The following is a 1,853-nucleotide window of genomic DNA, read 5'->3' on the forward strand; positions in this document are numbered from 1 at the left end:
AAGGATGTGATCCGCAATACAGTGAATATGGTGCCATTGTCGCGTACCATGGAAGAACAGATACAGGCGATCAAGGACTGGTCCTACCAGCGGGCGGTACCGGCGTCGGTCGCAGGCTAAGAAAGGGAGAAAAATGATTCGAATTTTACTCGTAGATGACCATGCCCTGTTCCGTTCCGGGATAAAAGGCATACTCGATACTCAGGAAGACATGACCGTGGTGGCGGAAGCCGAGACAGGAGAAGATGCTGTCGAGTTCGTGCGCAGGACACCGCCGGATGTGATATTGATGGACGTGAACATGCCGGGAATCGGCGGCATCAAGGCTACCCGCCGCATCGTGCGTGCCGATCCCCAGGCCAAAGTGATTGCCCTAACCGCGCTGGACGACCAGCCTTTTCCCAACCAGTTGCTCGATGCCGGCGCCGTGGGTTATCTGACCAAGGGAAGTCCTGCGGATGAAGTATCAGCCGCCATTCGCCAGGTCATGCGGGGCGAGCACTATATCTGCAACGAAGTGGCGCAGCGCCTCAGTCTGTCGGCCCTAGTGAACAAGGGGAAATCCACGCCATTGGCCAAGCTGTCTCCGCGGGAAATGCAGGTGATGCTGATGATTACCCGGGGAAGCACCACCCAGCAGATATCGGATGCCCTGTTTCTCAGCCCCAAGACCATCAGCACCTATCGTACCCGTCTGTTCGAGAAGCTGGAGATCCACAACGACGTGGAGCTCACCCACTTCGCCCTGCGTCACGGGCTGATCGAGCTGATGACGTGAGCCTGGCTTTCGATCCGGACTGCCGCGCCTGCGACCGTCTGGCCAGTTTTCTGGAAGAAGTGAAGGGCGGGCATCCGGACTATCATTGCCGCCCTGTTGCGCCCTTTGGTGATCCCCAGGCGCGCTTGCTGGTCGTGGGACTGGCGCCGGGCATGCATGGTGCCAATGCCACAGGCCGTCCGTTCACGGGGGATCACGCTGGTATCCTGCTGTACGAGACCCTGTACAAATGCGGTTTTGCCTCGGCGCCGGAATCCCGGCATATCCGGGATGGCCTGCAGCTGAAAAACTGCCGCATCACCAACGCGGTCAAGTGCCTGCCGCCCCAGAACAAGCCGGTGGGTAGCGAAGTGCGTGAGTGCAACCGCTTTCTGCAGCAGGAACTGCAGCAGCTACCCGAAGGCGGCGTAGTGCTGGCCCTAGGGGGAATCGCCCATCGGGCTGTGATAAAAGCCACGGGAAAGCGCCAGGTGGATTTCCCCTTCGGCCATGCTGCGGAACACGATCTGGGGGAGGGCAGGAAACTGCTCGATTCCTACCACTGCAGCCGCTATAACACCCAGACCAAGCGGCTGACACCAGAGATGTTTCAGTCTGTGTTTGAAAAAGCCGCAGATCTGTTGCGGCAGGACAAGGTTGTAGCAAAAACTTCCGGATTAGGCGATGGGCGTACAATGACGCCCGCCTGACTGGAATTCAGTATCGAAAACTGTTCGGGTCATCTGTCAGGTAGCCCGTTACGCTGAAAAAAGATGGGGCTGTGTTGGTAAGCCAGCCTGTTACCCGCAGACAGTCATGTTGCGGTATGATCAGTAACGGTGACTGGTAGTGCGCTGACCAAGTCTGTGAATTGGGGACGACCTTTAGAAGGATTCGCTCAATCGATCCACCTCCTCCGTCAACGCCGGTGTTGCAACCGCCTATATGATGGAAGTTAAACGTATATTCACCGGTTTCGCTCGCTGCCAGCCATGGAGAGCGAAGCGAAGGCTGGTAGACCCCAGTAGCCGCGAGGCCGCACTGCTTACCCGTCGTGCGCATAGCGCCAGAGGGGAAGCAAAGTAGGCATCCAAAC

At 57.8% G+C, this 1,853-nt stretch carries 2 protein-coding genes; both read left to right on the plus strand.

The window, feature by feature from the left end:
* Nucleotides 1-133: 133 nt before the first annotated feature.
* Nucleotides 134-778, plus strand: coding sequence for a response regulator (locus tag ACOCD2_RS18315; RefSeq protein ID WP_293649799.1), 645 nt, complete (start codon nucleotides 134-136; stop codon nucleotides 776-778).
* Nucleotides 775-1,467: a uracil-DNA glycosylase gene (locus ACOCD2_RS18320; protein ID WP_293680854.1), complete on the plus strand. Its 693-nt coding sequence runs from the start codon at nucleotides 775-777 to the stop codon at nucleotides 1,465-1,467. The genes ACOCD2_RS18315 and ACOCD2_RS18320 overlap by 4 nt, the downstream gene beginning before the upstream one ends.
* Nucleotides 1,468-1,853 lie beyond the last annotated feature (386 nt).

Origin of the sequence: Thiolapillus sp., from assembly GCF_048562965.1 — a bacterium.
GTDB lineage: Bacteria > Pseudomonadota > Gammaproteobacteria > Chromatiales > Chromatiaceae > Thiolapillus > Thiolapillus brandeum_A.